At 49.3% G+C, this 379-nt stretch carries 1 protein-coding gene; it reads right to left on the reverse strand.

The annotated features are described in order from the left end of the window. On the reverse strand, positions 1-379 hold a 379-nt coding region (locus IQ282_RS00180; RefSeq protein ID WP_228547165.1), incomplete at both ends, for a DUF7507 domain-containing protein.

Consider the following 379-nt stretch of genomic DNA (forward strand, 5'->3'; position numbering starts at 1 on the left):
CCAACAATGGGTCACTAATCGTTATGTTGCTCAACGTAGTGGCTCCCGTATTGGTCACCGTAAAACTGTAACTGATCGTCTCACCCAACTGGGCAAACCCATCTCCATTCTCATCGTTGAATACAGACTCCTTCAATAAGGAGATATCACTATTGTCAGGAAGCGTCGTATCGGTCGGATCATCTGGGTCACCATCACCATCTGGATCTTCATCTGCTGGGTTGTTTGGATCATCCGAGGTATCCGTTACATCCTCACCATCTGGGGAAGTTCCCGTAGCTAACGCTTGGTTCCTTACCGTTCCCGCATCTATATCAGACTGCTGGATCGTGTAGGTTCCCGTAAACGTAGTACTGTCTACTCCACTTGGGCCTGGGGG

The organism is Nonlabens antarcticus, assembly GCF_015356755.1.
Taxonomy (GTDB): Bacteria; Bacteroidota; Bacteroidia; order Flavobacteriales; family Flavobacteriaceae; genus Nonlabens; species Nonlabens antarcticus.